This is a genomic window from Elstera cyanobacteriorum (assembly GCF_002251735.1).
Lineage (GTDB): Bacteria > Pseudomonadota > Alphaproteobacteria > Elsterales > Elsteraceae > Elstera > Elstera cyanobacteriorum.
This window is the reverse complement of sequence record NZ_NOXS01000033.1, coordinates 391,194-416,940: the sequence shown is the minus strand read 5'-3', so window position 1 is coordinate 416,940 and position 25,747 is coordinate 391,194. Positions and strand designations below refer to the sequence as shown.

The window sequence follows — 25,747 nt, the reverse complement described above, 5'->3', positions numbered from 1 at the left end:
GCGGGTGGAACACCCACGACTAGTCTTTGCTGAAAAAACAAAAGTTTAGAGCGTTTGACGTGAGCCGTGGCGAACGAAAAACGCTCTAATCCCGCCCCGACAGGGCAAGCTTCACCCCAACGCCGACGAACAAAGCCCCGATACCGCGCTCAAGCCACAGTTTTAGGCGCTGCGACGGGGCCGTTGCGGCAAGCCACCCGGCGGCGAGGGCCACCGCCACGTTCCACAGGGTTCCGACCACATCGAAAATCAGACCGAGAGTTAGAAACGCCATCGCTGTCGACGGCGCATCGGCATCGACGAACTGCGGTAGGAAGGCGAGAAAGAAGATCGCCACCTTGGGGTTCAGCGCATTGGTCAGCACCCCTTGGCGGAAAATCTGTGCAAGGCTAGCGGGCGCAGCGGCGACAAGCGGCGCGGCGGCCTGAGCCTGGCCGAAGGTTGCCCGCAGAGTCTGGATCCCAAGGTAGATCAAATACAGCGCGCCAATCCATTTCACGGCGGTAAAAGCCCAGGCCGAAGCTAGGATCAGCGCCGAAATCCCCACTGCCGCCGCCGCGATATGAAAGAAGGTGCCAACACCAATCCCCAGCGCAGCAGCGATCCCGGCGCGGGGGCCGTGCTGCGTGCTGCGGGCGATGACCAGCGCCATATCGGGGCCGGGCGTTACATTCAGCAGCGCGCCCGCCAGAATGAACAGCCAAAGATCGTGAATACCCATTCAAACGCTTCCTAACTATCAAGAATATCCAACCGGGTTTCGATCCGCGACAGCCGCTCGCCAAAACGGTCGAGACGACCTTCGAGATGCGCCACCCCCTCCGCATCGCTCGCCTGTTCCCGGCGCAGCGTGATGACGGTATTGTCAATCCGGGTCAGGCGAACCTTAATGTCGCGGACATCATCGCGCACCTCGCCCACCTCTCGCCGTAAAGCCCGCAAGTGTTCCAGAACAAGATTGATGGGTTCTTCCGACATCATCGCCTCCACCAGATATTCCAAGCATGCCTAACGGAACGCCGACTGCCTAGCCCGCCAGGGCTTTCGCCAGAATTGGCAGGCTCACGTCCATACGATAATCGATGCTGGAATGGTTATCTGGAAACTCCTGATACAGATGGGCCACCGCATTCTCCGTCAGCAGCCGGTGCATCCGCCGGGCGCCATAAAGAAGATTATACTGGTCGGCATCGCCGCAATCGATGAACAGCGCCTTCAGCGCGCGCAGGTTATCGAGATACTGCGGCGCTAGGCTGAGTGGGTCATAGGCTGTCCAGGCCGCCCAACGCTCCGGGATCAGTTCGCAGGTATAGGGATCGACCGGCAGGCGTAAGCCCCAGGGGGCGGCAGGGTCGGGATCGAAGCTGGCGGCTTGCGCCAGCAGCATGATCGTCATCCAATCCTCGTCGCGGGTTTTCAGCGCCGTATGGAAATGCTCCAGGAACGCCGGAATGCTGCCCTGATATTTGGCGAGCGTCCGCAGCACGGCAGGAAACTCGTGCCGGTACATCAGCTCGAACCCCATATCGCCCGAATGGCAGGCCGCCGCACTCCAGACCGTGCCGCCATGCTTCAGCGCGTGATAGATCGCGCCATAGCCGCCGCTCGACTTCCCAAAAACGCCCCGCCGCCCCGCGCCACCGCAACCGAACTGGCCTTCGATCAGCGGCAGCATTTCAGCGATCAGGAACTGTTCCCAGGCGCCCAGGGCGACCGAGTCCACATATTGATTGCCGCCTAGGCGGGTAAAGCAATCGGGGAAGGCGACGGCGACCGGCGGCATGGCGCCGCTGTGGATCAGCCGATCCAACCGTTCCGGCACATTTTCCCCGTGGTTCTTCCAATTGGTATGCGCCGGGCCGCCCGCGGTAAAGCCGACCAGATCGACCAGCAACGGCAAACCGTCGCCCGTATGCCCGGCGGGTAGATAGAGATCAATGCGCCGCCGCACCGCCTCCCCCGTCAGTGTGCCCTGGAGGGCTTTTGAGTCGAGCCAGAGAGGAGTAACGCTGCCCATCGGGGCGGAAGGGTCTTTACGCACGGAACAAGCCTCACGTTTCCGGGAAGAACGCCGCGCAGACTAGCCCTTTGCGCTTGGAAGGGCGAGGGGGGTCTTGACAGGCGCCCCGACGCACACCCCTTTATCCGGGTAAGATCGTATCGGTGGGGGGAGTAAGCGTCATGAAGATCGGCATTGTCGGTGGCGGCGGACGGATGGGCCAAATGCTGATCCGGCAAGTCGCCCGGACCGATGGCGCGACCCTGGCGGGCGTGACCGACCGCGAGGGCGCCCCGGCGCTGGGTCAGGATGCCGGACTGCTCGCCGGTCTCGGGCCGCTCGGCGTGCCGGTGACGGCGGACCCAGTGGCATTGTTTGCCGCCGCAGATGCCGTGATCGATTTTACCTCCCCTGCCGCCACCCCCCTGCACGCCAAGCTGGCGGCGGAGCATCAGACTGCGCTGATCGTCGGCACCACTGGCCTTGATGAAGCGGCGGAAGAAGCGCTGGCCGTCGCCGCCCTGTCCACCCCCATTCTGCAAGCGCCGAACATGAGCCTCGGCGTCGTGCTGCTATCGGCCTTGGTGGAGCGGGTGGCCCGCAGCCTGGACATTGACTGGGATATCGAGATCGTCGAAATGCACCACCGCCATAAGGTCGATGCCCCCTCTGGCACCGCCCTCGCCTTAGGGCAGGCGGCGGCCCGCGGGCGGAACGTCGATCTCGCCGACCAATCGGTGCGCAGTCGCGATGGCTTCACCGGCCCGCGCACCCCTGGCACGATTGGGTTTGCCACGCTGCGCGGCGGCGATGTTATCGGTGATCACACCGTGACCTTTGCCGGGCAGGGGGAGCGGATCGAACTGAGCCATAAGGCCCAGAGCCGCGATATTTTCGCCGCCGGGGCCGTGCGCGCCGCCCTGTGGTGCAGCGGGCGGTCGCCCGGGCGTTACACGATGACCGACGTGCTGGGGCTTGATCAATAATGCGCGAAAATTCCGGCCGGGTACTGATCGTCACCGATGTGCAGCGCGATTTCTGCGAAGGCGGGGCGCTGGCCGTGCCGAGGGGGGAGGAGGTTGTCCGCCCGATCAACCGCTTGGCGCAAAATTACGATCTGGTGGTGCTGACCCAGGATTGGCACCCGGCGAACCATCAATCCTTCGCCAGCCAGCATCCGGGCCGCCAGCCGTTCGAGGAAATGGATTTCCCCTACGGCCTGCAAACCCTGTGGCCGGACCATTGCGTGCAAGGATCGCCCGGCGCAGATTTTCACCCGGACCTCTCGGTCCCCCATGCCGCGCTGATCATTCGCAAGGGCTTCCGCGCCGCCGTCGATAGCTATTCCGCCTTTGCCGAGGCCGATGGGTCGGTCACCGGTCTTGGCGCCTATCTGCGCGACCGCGATGTGCGCCACGTCGATTGCGTCGGCCTTGCCACCGATTTCTGCGTTGCGTGGAGCGCCGAGGATGCCGCCCGCCAAGGCTTCCGCGTCCGCGTGTTTCAAGATGCCTGCCGTGCCATCGACCTTAACGGGTCGCTGGAAGCTGCTTGGGCGCGCCTATCGGCGCGCGGCGTTGCCCTAACGCAGGTCGGTTAGTCGGTAAGCCTGACAATTTTATCTGTGACAGTGAGTTGACAGCGCGGCGCCGGTTCTTTAGAAACCCCTTCACCAAGACGTTGCCCAGATGGCGGAATTGGTAGACGCGCAGGTTTCAGGTACCTGTGCCGCAAGGCGTGGAAGTTCGAGTCTTCTTCTGGGCACCAAATTTCAGAAACCCCGCATCACTGCGGGGTTTTCTGCTTTCTGGCCTGCCCGTTCACGCGCAGTCGGGGGCGCAATAAAGCCGATAAAGCGTCTCCAAGATCGCCCGGACTTCAGCGCTAGCCAAGCGGTAATAGATCGTCTGGCCATCGCGGCGGGTTTCGACCAAGCCGAGGGCGCGCATCTTGCCGAGATGCTGGGATAGGGCGGCCTGCGCCAACTCCACAGCCTCCGCCAAAGCGCCGACCGATTTCTCCCCCTCCAGCAAATGGCATAGTGTCAGCAGCCGCTTGGGGTTTGCCATTGCCGTGAGCACGCGGCTAGCTTCTTCCGCTTTCGCTTCCATATCCGCCAGGGGCAGTACCGCCATTGGGTGGGTCATCGTCGGTCTTTCGCGCTTGATATTTTAGAAAATGCGAATATACTAATTATCGTACCTTATATCCCAGGAGGATGCTATGGCCAATGTCGGTGGTTTCGACCGGATTCTGCGGTTTGTGGTCGGGGCCTTGCTCATTCTGTTTCCTTTCGTGCCGGGCCTTCAGGATTTAGTCGCAGGCTGGGGCGTTTGGAAGTATGCGCTGACCGCGGCGGGCGCGGTGATGGTGCTGACGGCGGCCTTCCGCTTCTGCCCGGCCTACACGCTGTTCGGCATCCGTACCTGTCCCCTATCGCGGCGATAAGCCTATGACAGCGTTTTCGCCCGTGAGCGCCCTGGTCGGCGGCGGCTTAATCGGGCTGGCGTCAGTGCTAATGCTCGCCGTCTTTGGACGGATCGCCGGGATCAGCGGCATCGCGGTCCGGCTGTTGCCGCCCTATACCGACCGGGAAACCAGCGGGCGGGCGGCCTTCATCCTCGGGCTGATCGCCGCGCCGCTGTTGATCTGGCTGCTGACCGGCACGCGCCCCGCCGCCGTGGTCGAAGCCGGGCCGATGCGCCTGCTGGTGGCCGGTGCCCTGGTCGGGTTCGGCGCGGTCTATGGCAGTGGTTGCACCTCCGGTCACGGGGTCTGCGGTCTGTCGCGCCTATCGAGACGCTCCTTCGTCGCGGTTGGCGTGTTCATGACAACAGCGATCCTGACGGTCTTCGTCACTCGGCATTGGATGGGGGTGTGACATGCGGCTTGCGCTTCATTTCGCCATCGGCCTGATCTTCGGCTTGGGTCTCGTCCTCTCGGGCATGAGCAATCCGGCCAAGGTGCTGAATTTTCTCGATCTCGCGGCCCTTCCGACGGGGGGCTGGGATCCCAGTTTGGCCTTCGTGCTGGGCGGGGCAGTGATCATTGGCCTAATCGGCTTTCAGACCATCCCGCGCTGGCGCCACCCGCTGCTGGCCGACCATTTCGCGCTGCCGACCGCCACGCGGATCGACCGACGCCTTCTGATCGGCCCGGCGATTTTCGGGATTGGCTGGGGACTGGCGGGCTTCTGCCCTGGCCCGGCGCTGGTTGCGCTCGGGACAGGATCGACCGAGGCCGCCCTGCTCAGCGTCGCCATGCTAGCGGGGATGGCCGCCGGGCGCTTAGCGGCCCGCTAACCCCTTCTGCTTTTGGAGAGTTCGATGACCGCTGCGCTTGCCGCGCCGGATGTGACCGGCTTTTTCGATGCTCCGACGAATACCATCAGCTATGTGGTCGCCGACCCCGCGACCAAGGCCTGCGCAATCATCGATTCGGTGCTGGATTTCGACTATCCCGCCGGGCGGACCGGCACCAGTGCCGCCGATGCGATCATCGCCTTCGTCCGCCACCAGGGGCTGACGCTGGACTGGTTGATCGAAACCCATGTCCACGCCGATCACCTGTCGGCGGCCCCCTATCTTCAGCAAAAGCTGGGCGGCAAGATTGGGATTGGCGAGCATATCCGCACCGTCCAGACGACCTTCGGCACGATCTTCAACGAAACGGCACAGTTTCACCGCGACGGTAGCCAGTTCGATCACCTGTTCCGCGATGGCGAGACCTATCGGATCGGTGGTTTAACCGGAACCGCCCTGCACACCCCCGGCCATACGCCCGCCTGCATGACCCATGTGATTGGCGATGCGGCTTTCGTGGGCGATACGATCTTCATGCCGGATGGCGGCTCCGCCCGCGCCGATTTTCCCGGCGGCGACGCGCGCACCCTCTACCGCTCCATGCGGCGCATTCTGGCGCTGCCGCCGGAAACCCGGCTGTTCATGTGCCATGATTACGGCCCCAATGGGCGGGACATCCGCTGGGAAACCACCGTCGCCGCCGAACGGGCCGAGAATATCCATGTACACGATGGGATGACCGAGGACGCATTTGTTGCCCTTCGCGAAGCGCGCGACCGGACGTTAGGCATGCCGCGCCTGATCCTGCCCGCGCTGCAAGTGAATATGCGCGCGGGCCACCTGCCGCCCGCCGAAGACAATGGCACCGCCTATCTTAGAATCCCCTTGAACGCGCTATGATCAGCGATGGTTTGGCTCTGCTGTCCGGCGGGTTCGTTGGCTTCACCCTGGGGTTGATCGGCGGCGGCGGGTCGGTGCTGGCGGTGCCGCTGCTGCTCTATGTCGTCGGGATGACCGATCCCCATAAGGCCATCGGCACCAGCGCCCTGGCCGTGGCCGTGAACGCCTTCGCCAATCTGGCCCAGCACGCGCGGCGCGGGACGGTGAAATGGCCCTGCGCGACCGTCTTCGGCCTTTCCGGGATCATTGGCGCGGCGCTGGGATCGAGCCTTGGGAAACTGATGGACGGGCAGCGGTTGCTCACCCTCTTCGGCCTCGTCATGCTGATCGTCGCCGCCGCTATGCTGCGCCCCCGCGCGGAGGGGGCGGGGGAAAATGTTCACCTCGACCGCCGCAATGCCCCGAAGCTGATCGCGGTGGGCCTGACAGTCGGTGGCCTGTCGGGATTTTTCGGCATCGGCGGCGGATTTCTCATCGTTCCTGGGCTCATTCTGGGCAGCGGCATGGCGATGCTGAACGCCATCGGCTCCTCCCTGCTATCGGTCGGGCTATTCGGCCTGACCACCTCGGTCAATTACGCCCTGTCCGGTCTTGTCGATTGGCCGATTGCCCTAGAGTTTATCGGCGGCGGGATCATCGGCGGTTACATCGGCAGCCGATTGGCCCAGCGGCTGGCCGCGCAGCGCGCGACCTTGAACCGATTGTTCGCAACCCTGGTCGCTGGGGTCGGGGTCTATCTGCTCTGGCGTAATACATAGATATTCCAGACACGCCCCTCGCCTTCCCGTCCCCGCCGGGGCATCCTGTCGGCCTGACCGATGGATATGAGGGGACGAAAGAATGGTGCCGAGCGTCGGGGCATCGCGCAGGCTACTGCAAGGCATCGGTTTACGGGTCGCGGCGACGGGGCTTTTCGTCGTCATGTCGCTCTGCGTCCGCCTTGCGTCCTTCGACGCGCCGGTTGGCCAGATCATGTTCTGGCGCAGTTCGGTCGCCCTAGTGCCGATCCTTCTGTATCTGCTGTGGCGAGGCCAGTTTCCGCGCGCTTTGAAGACCAAGCAGCCGTGGGGTCATGTGAAGCGCAGCGGCTTCGGCTGTGCGTCGATGGCACTGTCCTTCCTGTCGCTCAGCTATCTGCCGCTGGCGCTCGCTACCGCCCTTAGCTTCCTTGCGCCGTTGGTGACGATTCCGATTGCCGCGATTTTTCTGCGGGAGCGCCCCTCGCCCGCCGTAACAGGGGCCGCCGTCCTCGGATTTCTCGGTGTCGGGCTCATCCTCTGGCCGGCCTTCGACGGTCCGCAGCTTGATCTCGGCACCTTGATCGGCGTCGCCGCCGGGGTCACCGTTGCCGTGACCACCGCCGCCGCCAAGGTCGAGATCAAACGCCTGACCGCGACGGAGGCGACCGGCACCATCGCCTTCTACTTTGCCTTGGTCTGCGGCTCGGTCGGGCTGGCGACCGCCCCCTTCGGCTGGTCCCCTGCCAGTGGCCAAACCTTGCTGTGGCTGATCGGCGCTGGGGTGACCGGGGGATGCGCCCATATCGCGATGGCCGAAGCCGTGGCCCGCGCCCCCGTGTCGATGCTGGCGCCGTTTGAATATACGGCAATGCTCTGGGCGATGCTGTTTGACCTACTGGTCTTCAACCTGCTGCCGGTCCCGTTGAGCCTGATCGGCGCCGGGGTGATCGTTGGTGCGGCAGCACTGGTCGCCTATGGTGAACGCCGCCGCACCCGCCCGTCATAGGCCCGCCGGTTTCGGCCCGCCATAGGCCCAGTCGAGCAGTTCGACCGTATGAAGGATCGGCACCGGCAGCCCAGCTTGCAACTGGGTCATGCAGCCGATATTGCCCGTCGCCACCGCCTGCGGCTGCGTAAGGGCGATATTGCCGAGCTTGCGGGCTTTAAGCTGCTGCGACAGATCCGGCTGCAACAGGCTATAGGTGCCCGCCGACCCACAGCAGATATGCCCTTCCGGCACGTCCAGCACGGTAAAGCCCGCGCCTTCCAGCAGCGCCTTCGGCCCGGTTTTCAGGCGCTGACCGTGCTGCATCGAACAGGCAGAATGATAGGCGATACGGAGGGGCTGCGGCGTATCGGGCGCAGGGAAGGTCAGGGTTTCCAGCACTTCCGACACGTCTTTCGCCGCCGCCGCGACCCGCGCCGCCCGCCCGGCCCAGGCGGGATCGTCCTTCAGCATATGGCCATAATCCTTCACCGTCGTGCCGCAGCCCGACGCGGTGATGAGGATCGCCTCGCAGCCCTGATCCAGCAGCTTTTCCCATGCGGCGACATTGGCGCGCACTTTGGCGAGCGCCGCCGCTTCTTGGCCAAGGTGATGATTGAGCGCGCCGCAGCAGCCCGCCGGCGGCACCATGATTTCCACCCCCAGGCGGGTCAGCAGCCGCACGGTGGCTTCGTTGATATCCGGGCGCAGGGTATTTTGCACACAGCCGCTCATCAGCGCGACGCGCTTCACCACCGGCACCCCCACTGGAACCGCGTGCAGGCCGGGCCGGTCAATCGGCGTTGGGGACGCGGGCGGGCGGGCGGTTTCCAGCAAAGCCACCAGCCGTTTCACCAAATCGGTCTTGGCGACGGGGCGCAGCAGCGGCAGCAGCAGTTTCGCCGGTTGCGCCGCGATCAGCGACAGGCGGAACAGCCGGGGGTTCGGCATCACCCGGCCCAGCACCGCCCGCACCAGCCGGTCGGCCCAGGGGCGGCGGAAGTGATGCTCGATGAAGGCGCGCGACTGATCGACCAGATGCATGTAATGCACGCCCGAGGGGCAGGTGGTCATGCACGACAGGCAGGTCAGGCAGCGGTCGATATGCTTTACGTGCGTCTCGGTCGGCCCGCGCTCCGCCGCATTCTCCAGCATATCCTTCATCAGATAGATGCGGCCGCGCGGGCTATCGAGTTCGTCGCCCTGCAACAGATAGGTCGGGCAGGTGGCGGTGCAGAAACCGCAGTGGACGCAGGTGCGCAGGATCTTATCGGCTTCTTGCACCGTCGCATCGGCAAGCTGGGTGAGGCTGAAATGGGTCTGCATCGCCTTACACTCCCAGACGGCCAGGGTTGAAAACGGCGGCGGGGTCGAAGGCGGCCTTCAACCGCTGCGCCAAAGCCGCCAAGGCTGGGGACATCGGCTGGAAGACCGGTACGCTGGACCGAATCCGGTCGGGCGCGCGCACCAACGTGGCGTGACCATCGCGGATCAGCCCGCGCAGGAAAGCCGCCCCGCCATCCGCTTCGCCGGGATGCGGCGGCAGACCGAGCCAGACCAAGCCGCCGCCCCAATCGAGCCAACCGGTCGCCAGCGGCCGCGCCGCCTGCACAGCGTCGAGCAGCGCCGCGCCCTCGGTCGGCGCGACCGAGATGCGCCAGAGGCAATCTTCGTGCAGCCCGACCAACGGCGTGGCATCGCTGAGGCCTTGCCAGAGCGGGCGGGACAGTGCCGCGCCCAGCCGGTCAACCGCGCCGCCCAACTCGCTGGTCAAAGCGGTCGCGCGCGCCGCAACGGAGGGGGCGAAACCTTCCAGCCGGATCAGGGTTGCACTGTCCGACGTGCCGGGGATAAGATCGCGGGCCACGCTGGCGGGCAGATAGGCCGCCGCCCCCACCTCGTGCGCGCTGCCGAGCGCCTGCGACATGATTTCTGTCGCGCGCTTGGGGGGAAGGCCCGGCAGCATCAGGGTTTCCACCGTTTCCGGCGCGGGCACGACTTTCACCGTCACTTCGGTCAAAGCGACCAAGGTGCCGAACGCGCCGGTGACGAGTTTCGGCAGATCATAGCCGGTGACATTCTTCACCACGCGCCCGCCCGCTTTGAAAATCTCGCCGCGTCCATTGACCGCCTGAAAGCCGAGCATATGGTCGCGCGCGCTGCCCGCGCTGACCCGCCGCGATCCCGCTAGGGCCGCCCCGATGACGCCGCCGAGCGTACCGATCCCGGCGGGCTGGCCGTAAAGCGGCCCCCAGTCGGGCGGTTCGAAAGCCAGATGCTGGCCGCGCCCAGCCAGCAAGGTTTTAACTTCGGCGAGCGGAATGCCCGGCCCGACCGTCAGCACCAGTTCTTCCGGCTCATAGGCGATGATCGTGTCGAACCCCGCAAGGGAAAGCGAGTGATGCACCCGGTTGCTGGTCGGTAACGGCCCCAGGCCCGCCAGACTATTGCCGGAATGCAGCGCCAGCGCATCGCCCGAGGCCGCCGCCCCGCGCACGAGATCGGCGAGTTCTGCCGCCGTTAAGGGAGTAAGCATCGGAAATCCTTAGAAGCGCGGCAGATCAGGATGCGGGATCGCCCCGCCCGCAACATGCATCTGCCCACCTTCGGCGCAGCGATGCAGCAGCGGAAAGACCTTACCGGGGTTCAGCAGCCCCTGCGGGTCGAAGGCCTCTTTCACCCGTTTTTGCTGATCAAGGTCGATTTCGGAGAACATACAGGGCATCAACTCGCGCTTTTCGACGCCGACGCCATGCTCGCCGGTCAAAACCCCGCCGACATCGACGCAGAGGCGCAGAATATCGGCGCCAAAGGCCTCCGCCTTCTCGAACTCGCCCGGCTTATTGGCGTCGAACAGGATCAGCGGATGGAGATTGCCGTCCCCGGCGTGGAAGACGTTCGCCAACCCAAGGCCATACTGCTTGGACAGCTCGGTCATCCGCGTAAGCACCTGCGACAAAGCCCGGCGCGGTATGGTGCCGTCCATGCAGAGATAATCGGGCGAAATCCGCCCCGCCGCCGGAAAAGCCGCCTTGCGCCCGGCCCAGAAGGCCATGCGTTCCGCCTCGTTGACCGAAATCCGCTTGGTGACGGCGGAACAACTATCGGCAATCGCCGAGACGCGCTCGATCAGGTAATCCACCTCCACCGGCGGCCCGTCGAGTTCGACGATCAGCAGCGCTTCCACATCCAGCGGATAGCCGACGTTCACGAAGGCTTCCGTGGCGTGGATCGCGGGGCGGTCCATCATCTCCATCCCGCCCGGAATGATCCCGGCGGCAATGATCTTGCCGACGCAATCGCCCCCCTGTTCGGAGGACGGAAAGCCGAGCAGCAGCGCCCGCGCCGTGGCCGGTTTGCGCAGAATGCGCACGGTCACTTCCGTCACCACCCCCAGCAACCCTTCGGAGCCAGTGAGCAGCCCGAGCCAATCGTACCCCCCGGCTTCCAGCGCCTTACCGCCGAAGCGCAGCACGGTGCCGTCCATCTGGACGAGTTCGACGCCGAGGATGTTGTTGGTCGTCAGCCCATACTTCAGGCAATGCACACCACCAGAATTTTCCGCGACATTGCCGCCGATGGTGCAGGCGATTTGCGAGGACGGGTCGGGCGCGTAATAGAAGCCCGCGTGCTGCACGGCATTGGTGATGCCGAGGTTCGTTACCCCCGGCTGCGCCACCACCGCGCGATTGGCGAAATCGATGTCAAGAATCTTATTGAGCTTGCCGAGGCCCAGGATAATCCCATCCGCCACCGGCAACGCCCCGCCCGACAGCGAGGTTCCCGCCCCGCGCGGCACCACCGGTACGCCTTCTTCATGGCAATAACGCAGGACCGCCGACACTTCCGCCGTATTCCGGGGCAGCACCACCGCTAGGGGAAGTTGGCGATACGCGCTGACGGCATCGCATTCATAGGCCCGCCGCCCGGTTTCGTCGGCAATCACGCAGGCATCCGGCAATAGGGCGCGCAGGCCCGCCACAATCACATCCCGCCGCGCCAGAATGGCCGCCTGCGGTTCCGGCATCAGAACCATCGTCTCCCCCTCCCCAGGGCGTACCGCCCCACGCCTCTTTTCGGCTTGTTACAGAGGATAACGCGGCAAAAGCCAAGCGCAAGCAACGGGAAAACCGGCGGGACTTTCGTAGGGGGCGCGTTATTCCGCCGCGTCGGCCAGCGCGCGGGCGTCATAGGCGGCGCGGGCGGCAGCAACCCGCCGGTAGTGGGTCAGCGCCCAATCGCCCAGCGCCTTAAGGGGCACGAGCAATTCGTACCCCAGCGGCGTTAGTTCATAATCGACGCGCGGCGGAATGGTGGCGTGAACCGTGCGCTGCACATAGCCGTCCCGCTCCAGCCCGCGCAGGGTAACGGTCAGCATTTTTTGGGAAATCCCCTCGACGGCCCGCCGAATCTCGGTAAAGCGCTGCTGCCCGCCGCCTAGGCACATGACAACCTGCACGCTCCATTTATCGCCGACCAGGGCGATGATGTCATTGACCAAACGGCACCGCTCGGGATCGGGATGGGCGGTTGGTTTCATAAAGGTGCCTCAGGCGCAAAAGAGTGCCGTCTTGCGATACGGTTTTCGGTTCCCACTATAGCCTTAGTCACTTTTGTAAACAAAGGATCGAAGATGAAAACCGTTGCTGTTCTCGTGGGTTCGCTGCGCCGCGACTCGATCAACCGCAAGTTTGCCGAGAGCCTAGCGAAGCTGGCATCCGATCGCCTAAAGTTTCAATTCGTCGATCTTGGCGACCTGCCGGTCTATAATGAAGACCTATGGGCCACGCCCCCGGCGTCGGTGTTGCGCTTGAAGGCTGATATCGAGGCCGCCGATGCCGTGCTGTTCGTCACGCCGGAATATAACCGGACCTTCACCCCCGTGATCCACAACGCCATCGATTGGGCCAATCGCCCGTGGGGGAAGAATTCCTGGGCGGGGAAACCCGCCGCCATTACCGGCACGACGCCTGGGGCGACCGGGACGGCGGCCGCGCAAAATTCGCTGCGCAATATCGTCAGTGTCGTCGGCGCCTATCTGATGACGCAGCCGGAAGTGTATTTCACCTATAAGCCGGAAGTGTTCGATGCCGAAGGCGCCATCACCAACCCGGAAACCCGCGCTTTCCTGAGCGGCTGGATCGACAGCTTCGCGCGCTGGATTGACCGCGTCGGGGCCTAGACTGATGCGAAGCCGGGGGCATCCCCCCGGCTTCTTGTGGCCGTTAGGCGGCGGGAGCGAGTTTCTTCGCTAAGGTTGCGACGCGGGCGCCCAGTATTTCCGCCGTCTTACGGTCGGCGGGCGGCGGCGCGAGGTCCGGCCCTTGATCATTATTCGACTGCGCCATCGCGCCCAAGAAGCTGCCGAGGCGGTTCACCGTATCGGGGCTCGACTGGCTGCTGTTGTTTTGCGGCAACTCACCCAGCGACACCCAGATCATCCCGTGCTGCGCGCCGAAGATGGCAAGCTGGATCAGGCTATTCAGCTTATCGCCGCTCTGGCTGGCCGAATTGGTGAAGCCCGCCGCCAGCTTATCCTTCCATTTTTGCGTGTACCAAATCTTGCCGGTGGCATCCATGAAGGTTTTAAACTGCGCCGACACGCTGCCCATATAGGTCGGCGCGCCGAAGATGATGGCGTCGGCGGCATCCAGCGCCTCGGCCTGGGCTTCCCACTCTTCTGCCTTGATCAGCGTTACGGTCGTGCCGGGAACGCTGCGGGCGCCTGTCGCCACACTATCGGCCTGAACCGCCGTATGCCCGAAGCCGCTGTGATAGACGATTGCCACGTTTGCCATGAAGATCACCGTATCTATAATTGTTACATTTCTCCGGTTAGAAAAACGGCCCGCAGGCCGTTCTTCCGCGATGACGATCAGCAGGCGCCTTTGGCGGTCATCTCCTCGCACAGTCGGCGGGTCACGTCCGACAGGCGCCAGGCCCGCAGACTAACCTCGATAGCCCGGTCCATATCTTGACCGATTTCGGCCAAGATAGGCGGCAGGCTGGCCGCAACCGGGCAATCTTCCGCCCCGCCGTGGCAGGCGAAACCCTCAGGTTCCACCGCCGACCAGACCTGATTAAGGCCAATCGCCTCCGCCGGTTTGGCCAGCAGAAACCCGCCCGCCGCCCCGGCAACCGAGGTAATCAGCCCTGCTTCCCGCAGCGGCGCCAAAGCCCGGCGGATGACCACCGGGTTGGTGCCGACGCTTTCGGCAATCCACTCCGACGAGGCAGGCTCCCCCCCACGCCGGGCGATGATCGCCAAAGCGTGAAGAGCCACCGCGAACCGACTGCTGCGCGCGCCCATGCGCCCCTCCAATCGTCACAATTAGAGATACGGTTTCTCCCTAACACCGTCAAGCGCCGATGCTAAAGAAATGCTAAGCCCCCAAAGCAAAAGCACCGGCGGTTTCCCGTCGGTGCTTTTAACGTAGCAGCGAAACCGCTGGCCGTCCGTGCGCCCGTGTGGGCGCGGGGCGGATTAGCCCTGGCGGGCCTTGAAGCGCGGGTTCTGCTTGTTGATGACGTAGACGCGGCCCTTGCGGCGAACGATACGGCAAGCCTTGTGGCGGGTCTTCATCGATTTCAGCGAGTTGACGATCTTCATGATACAAACCTTCAGTTCCCAAGATCCGGGCCGAAGCCAGGCCGAAAATAGGTCGCGACCCTACCCATCGGCCTGCCCCCTGTCAATGCAGGAGTCTGAAAAGCCGCGAAGAATCTCACTCACGCCGGAAGAACCCGCCCAACCCGCACGCTGACCGGCCACACCAGGGACAACCGGCGCCCCGGCCCGACCGCCGCCTCCCACGCCTCGGTGAACTGCTGGCGGAAGGCATTCAACCGCCCCTCCCCCTCCGCCGCCAACAGACCGCGCACGGCTGACCAGGTGCCGATATAGCCCAAGACCGCCGCCGCGTCCCACTCGGCCTCCAACTGCTGGGGTGGCAGCGGTAAGGGATCGAACGGAAACGGCAGGTCCGCATAGCCGTTTTCCACATGAAGCCGGTCGGCGGGCCAAAACGGGCCGAGCACATCTTTATAAAAATGTTGGAACACGGGCGCGAGTGCGGGCGGCAGGATCATATTTTCATAGGAAATTAGCGCCAGCACAGCCCCCGGCGCGGCCACCCGGCGGCATTCGGCATAAAACGCCGGTAAATCGAACCAATGGGCGGCCTGGGCGACGGTGATGAGATCGACACGGCCCTCCGGCAAGCCACTCGCCTCCGCCCGCGCGGCGCGATAGGCGATCTGCGGATGCGGCGTTGCGGCGGCTATTTGATCGGCGGATGCGTCGGTCGCCACCACGGTCTCGAAATGGGCGGGCAAGAGGGCGGAGAATTGACCCGACCCACAGCCCGCATCCCACGCCAACCGATGCCGCGTACAGAGCGCCGCCAGATCGGCCGCCAGCCTGGCGCCATACCGGGGCCGAAAAGCCGCATAGCCGCCCGCAACGGCGGAAAAATGATCCTTGAACCCGCTCATATCAGCCCTCCCATGCTTCGGGCACTCTTGCAGCTTTTCACGGATGGGCCTACATCTTTTACAAGTTTCCCAAATCACGCTGTAAATTGGAGAAAATCATGTCCACGCCCGGCCTGTTCCCCGCTATCGGCCAGACGCCGCTGATCTATCTCAACGGCCCCTCGGCGGCGACCGGCTGTGCGATTTACGGCAAGGCAGAGTTTATGAACCCCGGCGGCTCGGTGAAAGATCGCGCGGCGCTCGCCATCGTGCAGGCTGCCGAAGCGGCGGGGACGCTAAAGCCCGGCGGGGTGATCGTCGAAGGGACGGCGGGCAATACCGGCATCGGCCTCGCGCTAGTCGGCAATGCGCGGGGGTACCGCACGGTCATCGTCATGCCGGAAACCCAGAGCCAGGAGAAAATCGATTTCCTGCGCCTAATCGGGGCGGAGTTGAAGCTGGTCCCGGCCAAACCCTTCAAAGACCCCGGCAATTACGTTCATGTCGCCCGGCGCTTGGCGGAAGAATTGGCGGCGACGGAGCCAAACGGCGTGCTGTTCGCCGATCAGTTCGATAATCTCGCCAACCGCGACGGCCACGCCCGCACCACCGGGCCAGAAATCTATGCGCAAGTGAAAGCCCTGACCGGCAAGGCGCCCGATGTCTTCACCTGCGCCGTCGGCACCGGCGGCACCCTGGCCGGGACGGGCGGCGCCCTGAAAGCGGCCGATCCCGCGATCAAAGTCTTCCTAGCCGACCCGCACGGCTCGGTTCTTTATAATTGGGCGACGGGCGGGGACCTTGTGGCGGAAGGGACTTCCATCACCGAAGGTATCGGCCAAGGTCGCGTGCCGGGCAACCTCGCCGGGGTACAGCTCGACGGCGCCGTGCGCGTATCCGACCCCGAGGCGCTGGAGGTTGTGTTCAACCTTCTGAAGAACGATGGCCTCTGCGTCGGCGGGTCGGCGGGCATCAATGTCGCCGCTGCCATGCAGGTCGCGCGCACGCTGGGGCCGGGGCATACCATCGTCACCATCCTCTGCGACGGCGGGGCGCGCTATCAGTCGAAACTCTTCAACCCCGAGTTCCTGCGCGCCCGCAATCTACCGGTGCCGGGCTGGCTGGCCTAGGCAAACTCCCCTATCTCGCTTAAGCTGACGCATCTGAGATGAGAGAGAGATGGGGGCTATCATGCGGGTTGTCTCCTCCGCCGAAGCGCAGCGGCATCTCGATCAGTTGATCGAGGATGTTGCCCAGGACTCTGACTATACAATCATTACCCGGCCGGATGCCCCCCACGCCGTGCTAATGTCGCTTGACGTGTTCAACGGCCTGATGGAAACAGCACATCTGCTGCGCACCCCCGCCAACGCTGCCCACCTTGAAGCCTCGCTGGCTGAATTTCACGCGGCAAAGACGGTCCAACATCCGCTAAATGAGCGGGATGACTAGGCTACTTTCCTGGACCCCTTCAGCCTGGTCCGATTATGAGATTTGGCAGACTGAAGATCGCAAAGTGGTGAAGAAGATCAACCTCCTCATCAAGGAAACTTTGCGCGATCCGTTCAACGGTATTGGAAAACCGGAAGCGCTGAAGCTCAATCTCTCAGGCCTTTGGTCACGACGGATCGACCAGGAGCATCGTTTGGTTTATCAGGTAAGCGAAACGGCGATCACCATCATCGCCTGTCGCTACCACTACTGAAGTGCTTCCCATGCCCAGCCTGTCGCCCCGCTTTTGGGAAACCAAAACCCTGCTCCAGCTTTCCGCCGACGAGTGGGAAGCCCTCTGCGACGGCTGCGGCAAATGCTGCCTTGCCAAGCTGGAATATGAGGACGAGAGCGGCGAACCGTCCGGTATGATCGAGTTTACCGCCATCGCCTGCCGCTTGCTCGACCCCAAGACCGGGCGCTGCTGCGATTACGCCAACCGCTTCGCCGAGGTTCCCGAATGCGTGAAGGTGACGGCGGAGAGTATCGAGAGCCTTTATTACATGCCGCCGTCCTGCGCTTACCGGCGGTTGGCGGAGGGTAAGCCGCTGCCCGCCTGGCACCCGCTGCTGACCGGCGATCCCGCGTCGGTCGAACGGGCGGGCCATTCGGTGAAGGGCCGGGTCGTCAGCGAAACCAGCATCGCCGACGAGCAGGAGTATCTGCACCACATCATCGAATGGCCGAACGCCGAAGAGTAGACCGGTCTTAAGCCGCCGCCGCCTGGGCGACGTAATGATCAACGTGAGTTTTAAGCGCCGCCGCTTGATCGGCAAGATTGCCGGAGGCACTTAACATTTCCTGTGCCGCGTGCCCGGTTTCTCTGGCCGCCTGCGAAACGCCATTGATATTGCGGCTGACCTGTTCAGTCCCACTCGCCGCTTCGGTCACATTGCGGGCGATTTCGCGCGTCGCGGCCCCCTGCTGTTCAACCGCCGCCGCGACCGTCGCAGTAATATCGTCGATACTGCGGATCGTCGCACCGATGCGGTTGATCGCCGCCACGGCCCGGCGGGTTTCATCCTGAACCATTGCGATTTGCGCCTGAATATCGTCGGTCGCCTTGGCGGTTTGATTGGCAAGGCTTTTGACTTCGGAGGCAACGACGGCAAACCCCTTTCCGGCATCACCAGCACGCGCCGCTTCAATCGTCGCATTCAGCGCCAGAAGATTAGTTTGTCCGGCAATACTCTGAATAAGATCGACGATTTCACCAATTCGATCCGCCGCAGTTGCAAGCTCTTTAATTACGCTATTGGTCTCTTCGGCTTCGTCAACGGCCTTGCGCACAACGCCCGATGCGGTTTCGGTCCGACGGGCGACTTCGATAATAGATGCCGAAAGTTCCTCGGCAGCCGACGCGACAGTTTGGACATTGTTGGTAGCCTCGTCGGTCGCAACCACCACGGCAGCAGCCTGTGCATTGGTAAGCCGCGCGGTATCCGCCAAAGCTTGGGCATTACTGCGAACTTGGCTGGAAGCGGTGCCTAGACCTTGGACAATCCGGTCAATGCTACGAAGGAAGTTATCGGTCAGCCCATCCAGCTTAGCGCGGCGTGCTTCTTCACCGGCCCGGGCCACCGCCTGTTCGGCGGTCAGTTGGTCGGCCTGTTGCATGGAGGAGCGAAACAAGACCAAAGCCTGCGCCATTTTACCAATTTCATCGCCCCGATCAGCCCCCGGAATAGTAACATCATACTCCTTCCGGCTGAGAGCGCCCATGGCCCCCGTCATGCGCATCACCGGGGCAGTAATCACCCGATTGGCGAAGATCGACAGGAAGACAGCGGCAATGACGGCGGTGAAAATTGCGGCAATGGTAACGCCTTCTGCCACATTTGTCGTCGCTGTAAACTCATCTGATCGCGCGGCCAGATGCACCCGTTCTGCGGCCTCCAGATCGGCCACCGCCACCCGGAACCGATCAAACAACTCCTTCCCCTTGCCCGAGGTCACAAGTTCCATAGCAATCGCTAGTCCCGCTGGATCCTTGATCGCATCGACCACCTTGATCCCGAATTCCCGGCTCCAGGTTTCGGCAAGACCATGCACTTCGGTTAGCTTGCTGCGTTGGGTTGGGTTTTCCACGATTAAAGCCAGAGCCTTAGCGTAGGCGGCCTTATACTGCTCCTGCCCTCGCTCGAACGGGACGAGCGATTCCGGCGTACTTAGCAGCACAAAGGCATAAACACCCGCCTCGCTATTCAGCATCCCATCCCGCATTGAGGCAATAGCATCCATCGATTCGTAAGCGGCTTTCCCCCGTAACGAGCTATCAACCAGCGCCGTCAGCGACTGAAGAATAAACCCGCCCGTTACCAGCGTAATCAGCGCCACAACGCCAAAGGCCGCCCCCAGCTTCATCGAAAGCTTCTGCCGCAATGCCGTAATCATTCGAGCCCCCTCGCTCCGCCGCCACTCAACCGTTTCGATCGTTACCGAATTTTGCAAAAATTGTACCAGCCCCTTGACAAAGCAAGGGCAGAATCATGACGAAACAGTATTATTTTTTGAAAGCATCAAGATCGGAGAACATTTATTTAAAATTGAAGATTGAACAATGCTTAATCAACTAAGAATAGGCCGAGGGATCATATGATTAAGCCCCTCAAAGCGTTCAAGAAATTAGGGTACGAAATTTTACCCGTTCTCATATTGCTTGATAAAGAATGCCCAAAAACAAAAACCTCAACGAACACAGCAAGGAAGAAATGCAGAGGCAACCTTACGACCTTTCAGCGGCTCCTGAAAAATTGATGAAAATTTATTTATATTGATGCGCGACAGTTGCCCTCGTTTTCACGCATCACATGACTTGACCACGCCCCCCTGAACGGCCCACAATTGCCATTAAGCCTTACGCCGAAACGATCACGCGAGGGAGAGAGCTATCGGTCATGGCTTGGTTCGGAAAAAAATCACCGCCGCCCTCTCGCGCGCCCCTACAGCACGCACCGCCGACATTGAATCTGTCGTTAACCGATGTCGGGCCGGTCGGGGCAACTGACAATATCTTACTTCTGACCGAACGGGCCGACCCGTTGCCGCCCGAACCGCGCGCCGCTGCCCCAGCCGCGAAGGCCGCGCCTGCCGCAAAAGCCACCCCGTCGCCGCTGAAGGCGGTCGCCGCCGACAGCTATTGGACGCAGACCCGCATCGATGCCGCAGAGTTTCTATGGGGTGAAGATAATCTGACACCCGGCGATGGGCCGATTGCCGCCAGCGCGCTCGCCGATCTGCCGATCAATGTCTCTTCCCAGGTGCTCATCCCCTCCGCCGGGCTCGGCGGGCTAACGCGCGTGCTGGCGAAACATTACGGCTGCTGGCCAACCTCCCTGACCCCCTCTCAGGCCCTCGCCGCGCTGGCTCAGCAGCGGTCGGACGCGCAGGAACTGTCGCAAAAGGCCGCGGTGACGGCCTATGACGCGGCCACCGCCGCTTTCAAGGCCAATAGTTTCGATATCGTCGCCGCGCACGAACTGCTGACCCCGGTCGCCAATAAGGCCCGGCTGCTGCAACAGATCGTCCGCGCCGCCAAGCGCAACGGCCATGTCGTCGTCACCGAAATCGTGCTGACCGAATTGGGCGTCGCCAGCCTTGCGGGATCGAGCCGGAGGGCCGCCGAAGCGGGGGAAGCCTTGCAAGCCTGGCTGAAGCTGGTCACCCCCGCCCCGCAACTGTGGTCGCATGATCAGATGATGGAGAGTTTCTTCTCTCTCAACGTTGATGCTGCACCGGAAAAGATCAGCGCAGCTTACAGCGAGCGGATTGCCAGTATCTGGGGCGATCTGTCGGAAAAGCTGAATTCCGGCGCTATTCCGCGCCCCCTACTGCCGACCGTCGCCGCCGACTCGGAACGCTGGGCCGCGTTCCGCACCGCGCTGGATACGGATGCGATTGCCGCGATGCGCTATCGCATTAAGATCTGAGCCTGCGCATCGGCCTCGTCCGCCGTCTCCGCTTTGCCGAGCGCCAGCAGCGCTAGGGCGACCGTTGCCTGCACCGTGGCCGACGCCTGTACCGCTTCTTCCGCATCCGCCGAACAGAGCGCGGGAAACGCTACCTCCGTCACCCGCCCCTCGGCCCAGAGGAAGACGGGCGTCGCTTTTTCCGGGCGCCGTTCCGCCTCGCCGCCGCCGCCCTTCAGCACCGCCAACCGCGCCCGGCCCAAGCGCTCCGCCGCGCCGAGATGCAGCTTCAGATAGGGCGGATGAAAGACCCCATCGACCCCCGCCGCCGCGTCGAACGGGTTCAGCAGGCGCGCCACTGTATTCATTGGCGAGCGCAGCCCGAGCACGCCGCGTAGCGCCAGCAGCCGGGCAAGACCGGGGGCCAGCACAGGTATCGGCACGAAGGCGATGTTCGCGTGGTCGAGGGCCGCCCGCGTATCCGCCTCGGTTTCGGTGATCGGAATCGCCGTCGCGGCCAGCCCCTCGGCAATCGCCTCCCGCCCCGGCCCGCCGGGTAACCCATGCAGCACCACCCGCACGCCGCTGCGGGCAATAATGCGCGCGGCCGTCAGAAAATGCGCCGCGCCGCGCGTGCGCCCATCGGCATAGGACGGCCAGTCGAGATCGACGCGGCCAATGTCCCAGCCCGGCCCTTCGGCCCGCGCCGCCTCCACCAGCCCCGCCACCTCGTCCGGGTCTTCGCCGCGATAGCGCAGCAGCATGAGGAAGGCGCCAACCTGTTCCGGCAGCGCCTCGCCGCGCAGAATTTGACCGAGGGCGTCGCGCGCCTCCTCCCGCGTCAGCGAGCGGGATTTACCGGGGCCGCGCCCCAGCGTGCGGACATAGGGAGCAAAAGCATGGGTATCGTGAACGCTCATTCCGCCGGGATAACCTCAGACTGGGGGACCGCTTGCGCCCCAATCTGCGCCAAGGCCGCCCCGATCAGCAAGAGCGTCGGCCCGTCGAACGCGCCTTCAGCCAACGCCAAGGGCAGTTCCGACAGGGTGGTCGCAACTTCCCGCTGCTGCGGCAGAGTGGCGTTTTCGACGGCCACCGCCGGGGTTGCCGGGTCGAGACCTTCGGCAATCAGATCGCGCGCCAGCTTGCCCGCCGCTGCCTTCCCCATATAAAGCGCCAGGGTGCCGCCCGCTTTGGCGAGCGCCGCCCAATGGTCGGCGCTACCGTCGAGGGTCTGGGCCGTAGCGAGGGTGAGAGAACGGGCGACGCCCCGCTGCGTGAGGGAACAGCGAAGCGCCGCCGCCGCCCCCAGCGCCGCCGTGACGCCGGGGACAAGCTCGACCGGAAACCCGTGGGTTTCGAGATGGGTGATTTCTTCCAAAGCCCGCCCAAAAACGCCAGGGTCGCCGCCCTTAAGGCGCACGACCCGCCCGCCACTGCGCGCCGCCGCCAGCAACGCATCGTTGATCGCGGCCTGGGTCATTGAGGTGCGGTCGCCACAACGCTTGCCGACGGGGATCAGTTTGGCTTCGCGCTTCGCCAGCCGCAGCACCCCATCGCCCACCAAAGCATCGTAGAGGATAATGTCGGCGGCAGCGATCAAGCGTGCCGCCCTTAGGGTCAGCAGGTCAGGATCCCCCGGCCCGGCGCCGACCAGGGCCACGGGCAGGCGGTCGGGGGCGGAGGGCGACGCCAGCGCATCGGCGAGGGCTGCCTCTGCCGCCGCTGCGTTTCCCGCCAAGGCCAGATCGGCCACTGCGCCGGACAAATGCTTTTCCCAGAAGGCCTTGCGCTCGGTGCTATCAGGCAGCGCTGCTGCAACCCGCGCCCGGAACGCCCCGGCCAAGCGCGCGAGCGTGCCATAGCCAGGGGGAATGGCTTTTTCCAGCACCGCCCGCAGCAAGCGGGCCAGAATGGGCGACGCGCCGCCGGTGGAAACCGCAATCGTCACTGGTCCCCGCTCAATGATTGCGGGCAGGATGAAATCGCAAAACTCCGGTCGGTCGGCAACGTTCAACGGCACCCGCGCCGCCGTTGCCGCCACGCGCAGGGCGCGCAGATCGACAGACCCGGCCTCCGGCGCGGCAATGATCAGGCGGAAGCCCGTCAGGTCCGCCCCCGGCGCCCAGTCGGGCCAGCGCGCAACCCGCGCCCCGGCGCGCTCGACCAGCCGAGCTTTGGCCTCGGCCAGATCGCCCGCGCCGATCACCAGCACTGGCACCCCTGCCAGCGCGAAGAAGGCCGGAAAATGGCTAAGACCCGACACCTTTTCAGGCGACGAGAGAGGTTTCGGCATGGCGCAGAAATCCTTTCAACTCGGGAATGCAGGAGCCGCAGTTGGTCCCCGCCTTCAGCAGCGCACCGATAGCCTCGACGCTGGTCGCTTCGCCGGAGGCAATCACCGCTTGAATGCGCGCGGCAGAAACCTGGAAGCAGGAACAGACGACGGGGCTGGCCGCCGCAACCGTACCGCGCCCGGCCAGGACAGTTTGGGCGTCGATTTCGGGATCGGCGAACAGCGGCAGCAAGTGATCGATCTCGGGGCCGGGGCCGAGGATCAGCACAGCGTCAAGCCGCCCCTCGCGTACATAGGCGCCGCGCCAGCGCCCGCGCGCCGGGTCGGCGACGGTTAGCGGGGTAAAAGCCTCCGGCGGGCCGCCCAGCAGCGTCGCCAGGATCGGCGCCCCGTCGGGGATTATGTCCAGCGTCGGCAGCGCCCAAAGCTCCACCGCCCAACCGCCGTTGAGCGGGCGTTTGCACCAGAAAAAGCCCGGTAAATCCCACTGCGCCATCGGTTCCGGCGCGTCGCGCAACAGGGCATAGCCGCGCCACAGCGGGTCGAGACGGCTGACGGCGACGGGGGTATATTTCAACTCCGGCTGGCCCGACAGCGGATCGACGTGCGGGGCGATCACCCGGCCCACCGCGCCGCCGCCACACCAGGCGCCGTTCCAATGCATCGAGGCGAAAACCTCGCCCGACGGCTGCTTATCCGTCACCTCGGCGAGGCGCAACATCGCCCCGGTCGCACTGGTGACCTGCACGAGATCGCCCTCGGCAATGCCCAAGGTCGCCGCATCGCGCGGGTTTAGCGCGACAGTCGGGCGCGGCAGATGCGCCATCAGGCGCGGATCAAAGCCGGTGCGGCCCATCGTGTGCCATTGGTCGCGCACCCGGCCCGTGTTCAACACGAGCGGAAAGGCGAGGCTGGTGCTGCTCGCCGTCGCCGTCATCGGGGTCGGCACCAGACGCGCCCGCCGGTCGGGGGTAAAAAAGCCGCCTTCGGCGAAGAAGCGCGACGCGCCCGGCGCCTCTCCGGCCTTCCACGGCCAGCAGAAGGGCGCCAGTGCATCATAGTCCGTGTCGCTCAGGCCGATGGCCCCCGAAAGGTCGAAATCACGGCGCCCCTGATTTTCGAACCCGGATAGCGCGGCATGCTCGCGGAAAATATCCGCCGAGCGGTCATAGGCAAACGCATCGGCATAGCCAAGCCGCCGCCCGATCTGAGCCAGTGCCCACCAATCGGGCTTCGCGTCGCCCAGCGGGGCGCGAAAGGCGCGCTGGCGGGAAATTCGGCGTTCGGAATTGGTAACAGTGCCGTCCTTTTCGCCCCACGTGGCGGCGGGCAGCAGGAAATGGGCGTAGCGCGCGGTTTCGGTATCGCAAATAGCGTCGGACAGAATGACGGTCGGGCACTGGGCCAGCGCCTCGCGCGCCAGATTGGCGTCGGGCAGGCTCGCCAGCGGGTTGGTCGCCAAGATCCACAGGAATTTGATTTTGCCATCGACCAGCGCCTGAAACAGATCGACCGCCTTCAACCCCGGCGCCTCGGCCAAACGGGGCGCACCCCAGAAGCGGCGCACCCGGTCGCGGTCGTCGGCCGAGGCGAAATCCATATGGGCGGCAAGCTGATTGGCCAGCCCCCCAACCTCGCGCCCGCCCATCGCGTTGGGCTGCCCGGTGACGGAGAAAGGTCCGCACCCCGGCGTGCCGATCCGCCCCGTCGCCAGATGAACGTTGAGGATCGCCGAGACGGTCGTGCTGCCGTGACTGGACTGGTTCACCCCCTGGCTAAACACCGTCACCACCTTGGGGGTTTCGATGAACAGCCGGTAGAAGGCGGCAATCTGAACCGGCGACAGGCCGGTTGCCGCCGCGACGGCGGGCAGATCGGGGGCCACCGCCAGCGCCGTATCGGCGCCATTGGTGTGGGCCGTCAGATAGGCGTCGTTCAACGCCCCGGCATCAGCAATCGCCCGCAGCAAGCCACCGAAAAGGGCAATGTCGGACCCGGAGCGCAGCGGCAGGTGCAAATCGGCTTCCGCCGTCGTCGACGTTTGGCGCGGGTCGAGCACGACAATCTTCGTACCCCGGCTTTGGCGCGCCGCCAGCAGCCGCTGGAACAGCACAGGATGGCACCAAGCCGTATTGCTGCCGACGAGGATGACGAGATCGGCCTGTTCCCAATCCTCGTACAGCCCCGGGACTGTGTCGGCGCCAAAACTCTGCTTATGCCCCGCCACGGTCGAGGCCATGCACAGACGGGAGTTGGTATCGACGTTCGCCGTCCCAATGAACCCTTTGCCGAGCTTGTTGAGGACGTAATAATCCTCCGTCAGCAATTGGCCGGAACCATAGAAGGCCACCGCCTCCGGCCCATGATCGGCCAGTACCGCCTTCAGCCGCGCCGTGATCTCCTCCAGCGCCGCATCCCAGGAGAGGGGCTGATCGCCCTTCAAGGGCTGGGTCAGCCGATGCGGCAGGGTCAGGCTGTCGGCCAGGGCCGAGCCTTTAGAGCAGAGCCGCCCTTTGTTGGCGGGATGCGCCGCATCGCCCCGCACGGCCAGCGTGGCGCCGCCATCGTTCGAGACGATCTCCACCCCGCAGCCGACGCCGCAGTAGGGGCAGGTGGTCCGTTGCAGAACGGCGGTATGCGGCTCTCCCATCGT

Annotated in this window: 30 protein-coding genes and 1 tRNA gene; 15 read left to right on the top strand and 16 right to left on the bottom strand. The window is 64.1% G+C overall.

Annotated features, from left to right (window positions below; genetic code table 11):
• Positions 1 to 85: 85 nt before the first annotated feature.
• From CHR90_RS14205 to CHR90_RS14195, 3 genes are read right to left on the bottom strand one after another with little or no spacing between them, the layout of a single operon-like run.
• Positions 86 to 721 (bottom strand): LysE family translocator, encoded by a 636-nt coding sequence (locus CHR90_RS14205; RefSeq protein WP_094409667.1) that lies wholly within the window; start codon positions 719 to 721, stop codon positions 86 to 88.
• 11 nt (positions 722 to 732) lie between these two features.
• A complete protein-coding gene (locus CHR90_RS14200) occupies positions 733 to 978 on the bottom strand; it encodes a TraB/TrbI/VirB10 family type IV secretion system protein (RefSeq protein WP_141210961.1) in 246 nt (81 codons plus the stop codon).
• A gap of 49 nt (positions 979 to 1,027) precedes the next feature.
• The gene (locus tag CHR90_RS14195) at positions 1,028 to 2,041 is read right to left on the bottom strand and encodes an alpha/beta hydrolase (RefSeq protein WP_229671493.1); all 1,014 of its coding nucleotides are present in this window, start codon (positions 2,039 to 2,041) and stop codon (positions 1,028 to 1,030) included.
• A gap of 140 nt (positions 2,042 to 2,181) precedes the next feature.
• On the opposite strand from CHR90_RS14195, the gene dapB reads away from it, so the two are divergent.
• The 3 genes from dapB (at position 2,182) to CHR90_RS14180 (ending at position 3,766) form a co-directional block, all read left to right on the top strand.
• The gene (gene dapB / locus CHR90_RS14190; RefSeq protein WP_094409664.1) at positions 2,182 to 2,985 is read left to right on the top strand and encodes a 4-hydroxy-tetrahydrodipicolinate reductase; all 804 of its coding nucleotides are present in this window, start codon (positions 2,182 to 2,184) and stop codon (positions 2,983 to 2,985) included.
• Positions 2,985 to 3,599: a bifunctional nicotinamidase/pyrazinamidase gene (gene pncA / locus CHR90_RS14185; protein ID WP_094409663.1), complete on the top strand. Its 615-nt coding sequence runs from the start codon at positions 2,985 to 2,987 to the stop codon at positions 3,597 to 3,599. The genes dapB and pncA overlap by 1 nt, the downstream gene beginning before the upstream one ends.
• 82 nt (positions 3,600 to 3,681) lie before the next feature.
• Positions 3,682 to 3,766, top strand: a tRNA-Leu gene (locus tag CHR90_RS14180).
• 53 nt (positions 3,767 to 3,819) lie between these two features.
• On the opposite strand, the gene CHR90_RS14175 is transcribed toward CHR90_RS14180, so the two are convergent.
• Entirely contained in the window at positions 3,820 to 4,146 is a 327-nt protein-coding gene (locus CHR90_RS14175; protein WP_170941414.1) for an ArsR/SmtB family transcription factor, read from the bottom strand.
• 76 nt (positions 4,147 to 4,222) lie between these two features.
• On the opposite strand from CHR90_RS14175, the gene CHR90_RS14170 reads away from it, so the two are divergent.
• From CHR90_RS14170 to CHR90_RS14145, 6 genes are all read left to right on the top strand, one after another.
• Complete coding sequence (locus CHR90_RS14170; protein WP_094409662.1) at positions 4,223 to 4,447, top strand: YgaP family membrane protein; 225 nt, start codon at positions 4,223 to 4,225, stop codon at positions 4,445 to 4,447.
• Between the two features lie 4 nt (positions 4,448 to 4,451).
• Complete coding sequence (locus tag CHR90_RS14165; RefSeq protein ID WP_094409661.1) at positions 4,452 to 4,880, top strand: YeeE/YedE family protein; 429 nt, start codon at positions 4,452 to 4,454, stop codon at positions 4,878 to 4,880.
• 1 nt (position 4,881) lies between these two features.
• Positions 4,882 to 5,301: a YeeE/YedE family protein gene (locus CHR90_RS14160; RefSeq protein ID WP_094409660.1), complete on the top strand. Its 420-nt coding sequence runs from the start codon at positions 4,882 to 4,884 to the stop codon at positions 5,299 to 5,301.
• A 24-nt stretch (positions 5,302 to 5,325) separates the two neighbouring features.
• Positions 5,326 to 6,201, top strand: coding sequence for an MBL fold metallo-hydrolase (locus CHR90_RS14155; protein ID WP_094409659.1), 876 nt, complete (start codon positions 5,326 to 5,328; stop codon positions 6,199 to 6,201).
• On the top strand, positions 6,198 to 6,959 hold the full coding sequence (locus CHR90_RS14150; RefSeq protein WP_094409658.1) for a sulfite exporter TauE/SafE family protein: 762 nt from the start codon (positions 6,198 to 6,200) through the stop codon (positions 6,957 to 6,959). The genes CHR90_RS14155 and CHR90_RS14150 overlap by 4 nt, the downstream gene beginning before the upstream one ends.
• A gap of 82 nt (positions 6,960 to 7,041) precedes the next feature.
• A complete protein-coding gene (locus CHR90_RS14145) occupies positions 7,042 to 7,947 on the top strand; it encodes a DMT family transporter (protein ID WP_094409657.1) in 906 nt (301 codons plus the stop codon).
• Here CHR90_RS14145 and glcF read toward each other — a convergent pair.
• The 4 genes from glcF to CHR90_RS14125 form a co-directional block, all read right to left on the bottom strand.
• A complete protein-coding gene (glcF, locus tag CHR90_RS14140; protein ID WP_094409656.1) occupies positions 7,942 to 9,252 on the bottom strand; it encodes a glycolate oxidase subunit GlcF in 1,311 nt (436 codons plus the stop codon). The genes CHR90_RS14145 and glcF overlap by 6 nt on opposite strands.
• A 4-nt stretch (positions 9,253 to 9,256) precedes the next feature.
• A complete protein-coding gene (locus tag CHR90_RS14135) occupies positions 9,257 to 10,462 on the bottom strand; it encodes an FAD-binding protein (RefSeq protein WP_094409655.1) in 1,206 nt (401 codons plus the stop codon).
• Positions 10,463 to 10,471: 9 nt separating this feature from the next.
• Positions 10,472 to 11,953: an FAD-linked oxidase C-terminal domain-containing protein gene (locus CHR90_RS14130; RefSeq protein ID WP_094409654.1), complete on the bottom strand. Its 1,482-nt coding sequence runs from the start codon at positions 11,951 to 11,953 to the stop codon at positions 10,472 to 10,474.
• Positions 11,954 to 12,082: 129 nt separating this feature from the next.
• A complete protein-coding gene (locus CHR90_RS14125) occupies positions 12,083 to 12,466 on the bottom strand; it encodes a winged helix-turn-helix transcriptional regulator (RefSeq protein ID WP_094409653.1) in 384 nt (127 codons plus the stop codon).
• Positions 12,467 to 12,559: 93 nt separating this feature from the next.
• On the opposite strand from CHR90_RS14125, the gene CHR90_RS14120 reads away from it, so the two are divergent.
• Positions 12,560 to 13,108: an NADPH-dependent FMN reductase gene (locus tag CHR90_RS14120; protein ID WP_094409652.1), complete on the top strand. Its 549-nt coding sequence runs from the start codon at positions 12,560 to 12,562 to the stop codon at positions 13,106 to 13,108.
• A gap of 43 nt (positions 13,109 to 13,151) precedes the next feature.
• On the opposite strand, the gene CHR90_RS14115 is transcribed toward CHR90_RS14120, so the two are convergent.
• The 4 genes from CHR90_RS14115 to CHR90_RS14100 form a co-directional block, all read right to left on the bottom strand.
• The gene (locus tag CHR90_RS14115; RefSeq protein ID WP_094409813.1) at positions 13,152 to 13,724 is read right to left on the bottom strand and encodes a flavodoxin family protein; all 573 of its coding nucleotides are present in this window, start codon (positions 13,722 to 13,724) and stop codon (positions 13,152 to 13,154) included.
• Positions 13,725 to 13,801: 77 nt separating this feature from the next.
• A complete protein-coding gene (locus tag CHR90_RS14110) occupies positions 13,802 to 14,236 on the bottom strand; it encodes an Rrf2 family transcriptional regulator (RefSeq protein ID WP_094409651.1) in 435 nt (144 codons plus the stop codon).
• A 174-nt stretch (positions 14,237 to 14,410) separates the two neighbouring features.
• A complete protein-coding gene (gene ykgO / locus CHR90_RS14105; RefSeq protein ID WP_084627548.1) occupies positions 14,411 to 14,536 on the bottom strand; it encodes a type B 50S ribosomal protein L36 in 126 nt (41 codons plus the stop codon).
• 119 nt (positions 14,537 to 14,655) lie between these two features.
• On the bottom strand, positions 14,656 to 15,420 hold the full coding sequence (locus CHR90_RS14100; RefSeq protein WP_094409650.1) for a class I SAM-dependent methyltransferase: 765 nt from the start codon (positions 15,418 to 15,420) through the stop codon (positions 14,656 to 14,658).
• 98 nt (positions 15,421 to 15,518) lie between these two features.
• Between CHR90_RS14100 and CHR90_RS14095 the strand changes: the two genes are divergently transcribed.
• The 4 genes from CHR90_RS14095 to CHR90_RS14080 are packed head-to-tail and all read left to right on the top strand — an operon-like array spanning position 15,519 to position 17,591.
• On the top strand, positions 15,519 to 16,529 hold the full coding sequence (locus CHR90_RS14095; RefSeq protein ID WP_094409649.1) for a cysteine synthase A: 1,011 nt from the start codon (positions 15,519 to 15,521) through the stop codon (positions 16,527 to 16,529).
• Positions 16,530 to 16,578: 49 nt separating this feature from the next.
• Positions 16,579 to 16,851, top strand: coding sequence for a type II toxin-antitoxin system Phd/YefM family antitoxin (locus CHR90_RS14090; RefSeq protein ID WP_229671494.1), 273 nt, complete (start codon positions 16,579 to 16,581; stop codon positions 16,849 to 16,851).
• A complete protein-coding gene (locus tag CHR90_RS14085; RefSeq protein ID WP_338081394.1) occupies positions 16,835 to 17,104 on the top strand; it encodes a Txe/YoeB family addiction module toxin in 270 nt (89 codons plus the stop codon). Before CHR90_RS14090 ends, CHR90_RS14085 begins: the two co-directional genes overlap by 17 nt.
• 10 nt (positions 17,105 to 17,114) lie before the next feature.
• Positions 17,115 to 17,591, top strand: coding sequence for a YcgN family cysteine cluster protein (locus CHR90_RS14080; RefSeq protein WP_094409648.1), 477 nt, complete (start codon positions 17,115 to 17,117; stop codon positions 17,589 to 17,591).
• Positions 17,592 to 17,598: 7 nt separating this feature from the next.
• On the opposite strand, the gene CHR90_RS14075 is transcribed toward CHR90_RS14080, so the two are convergent.
• A complete protein-coding gene (locus tag CHR90_RS14075; RefSeq protein WP_094409647.1) occupies positions 17,599 to 19,284 on the bottom strand; it encodes a methyl-accepting chemotaxis protein in 1,686 nt (561 codons plus the stop codon).
• Between the two features lie 503 nt (positions 19,285 to 19,787).
• Here CHR90_RS14075 and CHR90_RS14070 point away from each other — a divergent pair.
• Positions 19,788 to 20,819 (top strand): methyltransferase domain-containing protein, encoded by a 1,032-nt coding sequence (locus CHR90_RS14070; RefSeq protein ID WP_094409646.1) that lies wholly within the window; start codon positions 19,788 to 19,790, stop codon positions 20,817 to 20,819.
• On the opposite strand, the gene CHR90_RS14065 is transcribed toward CHR90_RS14070, so the two are convergent.
• From CHR90_RS14065 to CHR90_RS14055, 3 genes are read right to left on the bottom strand one after another with little or no spacing between them, the layout of a single operon-like run.
• Positions 20,801 to 21,718 carry a glycosyl transferase family protein gene (locus CHR90_RS14065; RefSeq protein ID WP_094409645.1) on the bottom strand — a complete coding sequence of 306 codons (918 nt, stop codon included), beginning with the start codon at positions 21,716 to 21,718 and terminating at the stop codon, positions 20,801 to 20,803. The genes CHR90_RS14070 and CHR90_RS14065 overlap by 19 nt on opposite strands.
• Positions 21,715 to 23,094, bottom strand: a complete 1,380-nt coding sequence (gene cysG, locus CHR90_RS14060; RefSeq protein ID WP_094409644.1) for a siroheme synthase CysG — start codon at positions 23,092 to 23,094, stop codon at positions 21,715 to 21,717. The genes CHR90_RS14065 and cysG overlap by 4 nt, the downstream gene beginning before the upstream one ends.
• Positions 23,069 to 25,744, bottom strand: coding sequence for a nitrate reductase (locus CHR90_RS14055; RefSeq protein ID WP_094409643.1), 2,676 nt, complete (start codon positions 25,742 to 25,744; stop codon positions 23,069 to 23,071). Before CHR90_RS14055 ends, cysG begins: the two co-directional genes overlap by 26 nt.
• Positions 25,745 to 25,747: the final 3 nt, after the last annotated feature.

Bases quoted from the DNA above. Each gene is read 5' to 3' on its own strand.
- CHR90_RS14205 (WP_094409667.1), bottom strand. From the start codon at position 721: ATGGGTATTCACGATCTTTGGCTGTTCATTCTGGCGGGCGCGCTGCTG.
- CHR90_RS14200 (WP_141210961.1), bottom strand. From the start codon at position 978: ATGTCGGAAGAACCCATCAATCTTGTTCTGGAACACTTGCGGGCTTTA.
- dapB (WP_094409664.1), top strand. From the start codon at position 2,182: ATGAAGATCGGCATTGTCGGTGGCGGCGGACGGATGGGCCAAATGCTG.
- pncA (WP_094409663.1), top strand. From the start codon at position 2,985: ATGCGCGAAAATTCCGGCCGGGTACTGATCGTCACCGATGTGCAGCGC.
- CHR90_RS14175 (WP_170941414.1), bottom strand. From the start codon at position 4,146: ATGACCCACCCAATGGCGGTACTGCCCCTGGCGGATATGGAAGCGAAA.
- CHR90_RS14170 (WP_094409662.1), top strand. From the start codon at position 4,223: ATGGCCAATGTCGGTGGTTTCGACCGGATTCTGCGGTTTGTGGTCGGG.
- CHR90_RS14165 (WP_094409661.1), top strand. From the start codon at position 4,452: ATGACAGCGTTTTCGCCCGTGAGCGCCCTGGTCGGCGGCGGCTTAATC.
- CHR90_RS14160 (WP_094409660.1), top strand. From the start codon at position 4,882: ATGCGGCTTGCGCTTCATTTCGCCATCGGCCTGATCTTCGGCTTGGGT.
- CHR90_RS14155 (WP_094409659.1), top strand. From the start codon at position 5,326: ATGACCGCTGCGCTTGCCGCGCCGGATGTGACCGGCTTTTTCGATGCT.
- CHR90_RS14150 (WP_094409658.1), top strand. From the start codon at position 6,198: ATGATCAGCGATGGTTTGGCTCTGCTGTCCGGCGGGTTCGTTGGCTTC.
- CHR90_RS14145 (WP_094409657.1), top strand. From the start codon at position 7,042: ATGGTGCCGAGCGTCGGGGCATCGCGCAGGCTACTGCAAGGCATCGGT.
- glcF (WP_094409656.1), bottom strand. From the start codon at position 9,252: ATGCAGACCCATTTCAGCCTCACCCAGCTTGCCGATGCGACGGTGCAA.
- CHR90_RS14135 (WP_094409655.1), bottom strand. From the start codon at position 10,462: ATGCTTACTCCCTTAACGGCGGCAGAACTCGCCGATCTCGTGCGCGGG.
- CHR90_RS14130 (WP_094409654.1), bottom strand. From the start codon at position 11,953: ATGCCGGAACCGCAGGCGGCCATTCTGGCGCGGCGGGATGTGATTGTG.
- CHR90_RS14125 (WP_094409653.1), bottom strand. From the start codon at position 12,466: ATGAAACCAACCGCCCATCCCGATCCCGAGCGGTGCCGTTTGGTCAAT.
- CHR90_RS14120 (WP_094409652.1), top strand. From the start codon at position 12,560: ATGAAAACCGTTGCTGTTCTCGTGGGTTCGCTGCGCCGCGACTCGATC.
- CHR90_RS14115 (WP_094409813.1), bottom strand. From the start codon at position 13,724: ATGGCAAACGTGGCAATCGTCTATCACAGCGGCTTCGGGCATACGGCG.
- CHR90_RS14110 (WP_094409651.1), bottom strand. From the start codon at position 14,236: ATGGGCGCGCGCAGCAGTCGGTTCGCGGTGGCTCTTCACGCTTTGGCG.
- ykgO (WP_084627548.1), bottom strand. From the start codon at position 14,536: ATGAAGATCGTCAACTCGCTGAAATCGATGAAGACCCGCCACAAGGCT.
- CHR90_RS14100 (WP_094409650.1), bottom strand. From the start codon at position 15,420: ATGAGCGGGTTCAAGGATCATTTTTCCGCCGTTGCGGGCGGCTATGCG.
- CHR90_RS14095 (WP_094409649.1), top strand. From the start codon at position 15,519: ATGTCCACGCCCGGCCTGTTCCCCGCTATCGGCCAGACGCCGCTGATC.
- CHR90_RS14090 (WP_229671494.1), top strand. From the start codon at position 16,579: ATGGGGGCTATCATGCGGGTTGTCTCCTCCGCCGAAGCGCAGCGGCAT.
- CHR90_RS14085 (WP_338081394.1), top strand. From the start codon at position 16,835: ATGAGCGGGATGACTAGGCTACTTTCCTGGACCCCTTCAGCCTGGTCC.
- CHR90_RS14080 (WP_094409648.1), top strand. From the start codon at position 17,115: ATGCCCAGCCTGTCGCCCCGCTTTTGGGAAACCAAAACCCTGCTCCAG.
- CHR90_RS14075 (WP_094409647.1), bottom strand. From the start codon at position 19,284: ATGATTACGGCATTGCGGCAGAAGCTTTCGATGAAGCTGGGGGCGGCC.
- CHR90_RS14070 (WP_094409646.1), top strand. From the start codon at position 19,788: ATGGCTTGGTTCGGAAAAAAATCACCGCCGCCCTCTCGCGCGCCCCTA.
- CHR90_RS14065 (WP_094409645.1), bottom strand. From the start codon at position 21,718: ATGAGCGTTCACGATACCCATGCTTTTGCTCCCTATGTCCGCACGCTG.
- cysG (WP_094409644.1), bottom strand. From the start codon at position 23,094: ATGCCGAAACCTCTCTCGTCGCCTGAAAAGGTGTCGGGTCTTAGCCAT.
- CHR90_RS14055 (WP_094409643.1), bottom strand. From the start codon at position 25,744: ATGGGAGAGCCGCATACCGCCGTTCTGCAACGGACCACCTGCCCCTAC.